Below are 5779 nucleotides of genomic sequence, written 5' to 3'. Positions count from 1 at the left end.
GTTCTTAAAAAACTGTGCTAGAATTCAAGGCTCAGCTGATCGCAGCTAAGTCGGGAAAGTGAAGAAAGATTTAGGTCTTTGTGAGCGATCCGGTTCATTAAAAATATACAGCCGATAAGCGTGGGCGTTTGATGGCGAGTGCCAAGTTCTTTGGAACTAGTGCTTAGCACTACAAACGCTCATGAGATAGAAGTGAAGTTCACTTCAATTCTTTTTTATGAGTTGCTCGAAAGAGCGAAAAAATCAAGATCGAACTGTAGAGTTTGATCCTGGCTCAGATTGAACGCTGGCGGCATGCCTTACACATGCAAGTCGAACGGTAACAGGTCTTCGGATGCTGACGAGTGGCGAACGGGTGAGTAATACATCGGAACGTGCCCGAGAGTGGGGGATAACGAGGCGAAAGCTTTGCTAATACCGCATACGATCTCAGGATGAAAGCAGGGGACCGCAAGGCCTTGCGCTCACGGAGCGGCCGATGGCAGATTAGGTAGTTGGTGGGATAAAAGCTTACCAAGCCGACGATCTGTAGCTGGTCTGAGAGGACGACCAGCCACACTGGGACTGAGACACGGCCCAGACTCCTACGGGAGGCAGCAGTGGGGAATTTTGGACAATGGGCGCAAGCCTGATCCAGCCATGCCGCGTGCAGGATGAAGGCCTTCGGGTTGTAAACTGCTTTTGTACGGAACGAAAAGACTCCTTCTAATAAAGGGGGTCCATGACGGTACCGTAAGAATAAGCACCGGCTAACTACGTGCCAGCAGCCGCGGTAATACGTAGGGTGCGAGCGTTAATCGGAATTACTGGGCGTAAAGCGTGCGCAGGCGGTTATATAAGACAGATGTGAAATCCCCGGGCTCAACCTGGGAACTGCATTTGTGACTGTATAGCTAGAGTACGGCAGAGGGGGATGGAATTCCGCGTGTAGCAGTGAAATGCGTAGATATGCGGAGGAACACCGATGGCGAAGGCAATCCCCTGGGCCTGTACTGACGCTCATGCACGAAAGCGTGGGGAGCAAACAGGATTAGATACCCTGGTAGTCCACGCCCTAAACGATGTCAACTGGTTGTTGGGTCTTCACTGACTCAGTAACGAAGCTAACGCGTGAAGTTGACCGCCTGGGGAGTACGGCCGCAAGGTTGAAACTCAAAGGAATTGACGGGGACCCGCACAAGCGGTGGATGATGTGGTTTAATTCGATGCAACGCGAAAAACCTTACCCACCTTTGACATGTATGGAATCCTTTAGAGATAGAGGAGTGCTCGAAAGAGAGCCATAACACAGGTGCTGCATGGCTGTCGTCAGCTCGTGTCGTGAGATGTTGGGTTAAGTCCCGCAACGAGCGCAACCCTTGCCATTAGTTGCTACGAAAGGGCACTCTAATGGGACTGCCGGTGACAAACCGGAGGAAGGTGGGGATGACGTCAAGTCCTCATGGCCCTTATAGGTGGGGCTACACACGTCATACAATGGCTGGTACAGAGGGTTGCCAACCCGCGAGGGGGAGCCAATCCCATAAAGCCAGTCGTAGTCCGGATCGCAGTCTGCAACTCGACTGCGTGAAGTCGGAATCGCTAGTAATCGCGGATCAGAATGTCGCGGTGAATACGTTCCCGGGTCTTGTACACACCGCCCGTCACACCATGGGAGCGGGTTCTGCCAGAAGTAGTTAGCCTAACCGCAAGGAGGGCGATTACCACGGCAGGGTTCGTGACTGGGGTGAAGTCGTAACAAGGTAGCCGTATCGGAAGGTGCGGCTGGATCACCTCCTTTCTGGAAAACTGCATTCAATATTGAACGCCCACACTTATCGGTTGTTGGAACAGGGTCTGTAGCTCAGCTGGTTAGAGCACTGTGTTGATAACGCAGGGGTCGTTGGTTCGAGCCCAACTAGACCCACCAAATTCCGATGGCGATGGCTGCGATGAAAGTTGCGGGCAATGGATCGAGATGGGGGATTAGCTCAGCTGGGAGAGCACCTGCTTTGCAAGCAGGGGGTCGTCGGTTCGATCCCGTCATCCTCCACCAACAACACTTCGGGAATTCAACACCAAAGCTGCTTTGCAAAAGGCTGCTTTGTTGTTGATCAATATCGATTGATCAATCGGCTGTTCTTTAAAAATTCATAGAGTCGAAATCAGAGTTGCCAGGGGAAACTGCACATTCGTAAAGGTTTAGTGCAGACCGTGCCCCTGGTGACAAATTTTTGATTGCGTCAAAACGAATGTTCAATGAGCAAACGTGATTGCGAAAGCGATCGCGAAGTAATTTGAACTCAGTAATGACGAATGTTTCTTGATAGTGATATCGAGGAATTATTCACATTACGGCATAACGCGTCAGGTGAAAGACCTGGCAAGTCCTTGAGATGATGGCGATATCTTGAAAGAGATGTCAAAGTTATAGGGTCAAGTGACTAAGAGCATGTGGTGGATGCCTTGGCGATTACAGGCGACGAAAGACGTGATAGCCTGCGATAAGCTTCGGGGAGCTGGCAAATAAGCTTTGATCCGGAGATTTCTGAATGGGGAAACCCACCTCGTAAGAGGTATCGCATACTGAATACATAGGTATGCGAGGCGAACCGGGTGAACTGAAACATCTCAGTAGCTCGAGGAAAAGACATCAACCGAGATTCCGAAAGTAGTGGCGAGCGAAATCGGAAGAGCCTTCTAGTGATAGCACGACTGTTAGCAAAACGGGATGGAAAGCCCGGCCATAGCAGGTGATAGCCCTGTATGCGAAAACAGACGTGTGGTACTAAGTTAGAGAAAAGTAGGGCGGGACACGAGAAATCCTGTCTGAATATGGGGGGACCATCCTCCAAGGCTAAATACTCGTAATCGACCGATAGTGAACCAGTACCGTGAGGGAAAGGCGAAAAGAACCCCGGGAGGGGAGTGAAATAGATCCTGAAACCGCATGCTTACAAAAAGTAGGAGCCCGCAAGGGTGACTGCGTACCTTTTGTATAATGGGTCAGCGACTTACATTCAGTGGCAAGGTTAACCGAATAGGGAAGCCGTAGAGAAATCGAGTCCGAATAGGGCGAATCAGTCGCTGGGTGTAGACCCGAAACCAAGTGATCTATCCATGGCCAGGATGAAGGTGCCGTAACAGGTACTGGAGGTCCGAACCCACTAGTGTTGCAAAACTAGGGGATGAGCTGTGGATAGGGGTGAAAGGCTAAACAAACTTGGAAATAGCTGGTTCTCTCCGAAAACTATTTAGGTAGTGCCTCAAGTATTACCTGCGGGGGTAGAGCACTGTTTAGGCTAGGGGGTCATGGCGACTTACCAAACCTATGCAAACTCCGAATACCGCAGAGTACAGCTTGGGAGACAGAGCACCGGGTGCTAACGTCCGGACTCAAGAGGGAAACAACCCAGACCGCCAGCTAAGGTCCCTAAAATTGGCTAAGTGGGAAACGAAGTGGGAAGGCTAAAACAGTCAGGATGTTGGCTTAGAAGCAGCCATCATTTAAAGAAAGCGTAATAGCTCACTGATCGAGTCGTCCTGCGCGGAAGATGTAACGGGGCTAAGCCAGTTACCGAAGCTGCGGATTTGCAATTTATTGCAAGTGGTAGGAGAGCGTTCTGTAGGCCTGTGAAGGTGTCTGGTAACGGATGCTGGAGGTATCAGAAGTGCGAATGCTGACATGAGTAGCGTTAAAGGGGGTGAAAAGCCCCCTCGCCGTAAGCGCAAGGTTTTCTACGCAACGTTCATCGGCGTAGAGTGAGTCGGCCCCTAAGGCGAGGCAGAGATGCGTAGCTGATGGGAAACAGGTCAATATTCCTGTACCGATCAATAGTGCGATGTGGGGACGGAGAAGGTTAGCTCAGCCAACTGTTGGATATGTTGGTTCAAGCCTGTAGTCGTGCCTGGTAGGCAAATCCGCCGGGCTTAGATGAGGGGTGATAACGAGTCTGCTTGCAGACGAAGTGAGTGATACCCTGCTTCCAGGAAAAGCCACTAAGCTTCAGCTATTGACGACCGTACCGCAAACCGACACTGGTGCGCGAGATGAGTATTCTAAGGCGCTTGAGAGAACTCAGGAGAAGGAACTCGGCAAATTGATACCGTAACTTCGGGAGAAGGTATGCCCCAAGTAGGTGAACTCGTACAGAGGGAGCCCAACGGGGTTGCAAAAAATCGGTGGCTGCGACTGTTTAATAAAAACACAGCACTCTGCAAACACGAAAGTGGACGTATAGGGTGTGACGCCTGCCCGGTGCTGGAAGATTAAATGATGGGGTGCAAGCTCTTGATTGAAGTCCCAGTAAACGGCGGCCGTAACTATAACGGTCCTAAGGTAGCGAAATTCCTTGTCGGGTAAGTTCCGACCTGCACGAATGGCGTAACGATGGCCACACTGTCTCCTCCTGAGACTCAGCGAAGTTGAAATGTTTGTGATGATGCAATCTCCCCGCGGAAAGACGGAAAGACCCCATGAACCTTTACTGTAGCTTTGTATTGGACTTTGAACAGATCTGTGTAGGATAGGTGGGAGGCTTTGAAGTGAGGTCGCTAGATCTCATGGAGCCAACGTTGAAATACCACCCTGGTGTGTTTGAGGTTCTAACCTAGGTCCATTATCTGGATCGGGGACAGTGCATGGTAGGCAGTTTGACTGGGGCGGTCTCCTCCCAAAGCGTAACGGAGGAGTTCGAAGGTACGCTAGTTACGGTCGGACATCGTGACGATAGTGCAATGGCATAAGCGTGCTTAACTGCGAGACTGACAAGTCGAGCAGATGCGAAAGCAGGACATAGTGATCCGGTGGTTCTGTATGGAAGGGCCATCGCTCAACGGATAAAAGGTACTCTGGGGATAACAGGCTGATACCGCCCAAGAGTTCATATCGACGGCGGTGTTTGGCACCTCGATGTCGGCTCATCTCATCCTGGGGCTGTAGCCGGTCCCAAGGGTATGGCTGTTCGCCATTTAAAGAGGTACGTGAGCTGGGTTTAAAACGTCGTGAGACAGTTTGGTCCCTATCTTCCGTGGGCGCTGCAGATTTGAGGAAGCCTGCTCCTAGTACGAGAGGACCGGAGTGGACACACCTCTGGTGTATCGGTTGTCACGCCAGTGGCATTGCCGAGTAGCTAAGTGTGGAAGAGATAACCGCTGAAAGCATCTAAGCGGGAAACTCGTTTCAAGATGAGATCTGCCGGGGCCTTGAGCCCCCTAAAGAGTCGTTCAAGACCAGGACGTTGATAGGTCAGGTGTGGAAGCGCAGTAATGCGTTAAGCTAACTGATACTAATTGCTCGTGCGGCTTGACCCTATAACTTTGATAGCCAACACGCTCTCCAGCGTGAAGCTCAAAGTCTGTTATGCCAAGTTAGACGCAGTCAAAAGACACACAATCTGATTCCAGACTCTATGAATTCGCCAGGCTGTTCACACGAACAGCCCAGCACCAAGTTATGCCTGATGACCATAGCAAGTTGGTACCACTCCTTCCCATCCCGAACAGGACAGTGAAACGACTTTGCGCCGATGATAGTGCGGGTTCCCGTGTGAAAGTAGGTCATCGTCAGGCTCTTACAGCAGGAGACACCCAGTCTTTTACTGGGTGTTTTCTTTTGAGGCATGAAGAAAATGCCTCAAAAGAAAACACAAGTTTGACAGTTCTTAAAAAACTGTGCTAGAATTCAAGGCTCAGCTGATCGCAGCTAAGTCGGGAAAGTGAAGAAAGATTTAGGTCTTTGTGAGCGATCCGGTTCATTAAAAATATACAGCCGATAAGCGTGGGCGTTTGATGGCGAGTG

The 5779-nt window shown here is 50.7% G+C and carries 2 tRNA genes and 3 rRNA genes; all 5 read left to right on the top strand.

Features of this window, described 5'->3' with window-relative positions:
* The first annotated feature begins 251 nt into the window (after positions 1–251).
* The 5 genes from O9334_RS01445 to rrf all read left to right on the top strand — a co-directional run bounded on the left by O9334_RS01445 (position 252) and on the right by rrf (position 5550).
* Positions 252–1780: ribosomal RNA gene (locus O9334_RS01445) — 16S ribosomal RNA — on the top strand.
* A 52-nt stretch (positions 1781–1832) separates the two neighbouring features.
* Positions 1833–1909, top strand: a tRNA-Ile gene (locus tag O9334_RS01440).
* A 50-nt stretch (positions 1910–1959) separates the two neighbouring features.
* Positions 1960–2035: transfer RNA gene (locus O9334_RS01435), tRNA-Ala, on the top strand.
* A 378-nt stretch (positions 2036–2413) separates the two neighbouring features.
* A 23S ribosomal RNA gene (locus O9334_RS01430) occupies positions 2414–5292 on the top strand.
* Positions 5293–5437: 145 nt separating this feature from the next.
* Positions 5438–5550: ribosomal RNA gene (gene rrf / locus O9334_RS01425) — 5S ribosomal RNA — on the top strand.
* The 16S, 23S and 5S rRNA genes sit together here with 2 tRNA genes alongside, the layout of an rRNA operon.
* Positions 5551–5779 lie beyond the last annotated feature (229 nt).

The organism is Microcystis sp. LE19-8.1F, from assembly GCF_027531715.1.
GTDB lineage: Bacteria > Cyanobacteriota > Cyanobacteriia > Cyanobacteriales > Microcystaceae > Microcystis > Microcystis wesenbergii_A.
Note: the sequence above shows the minus strand (reverse complement) of the source record. Positions and strands in the feature narration are given on the sequence as shown.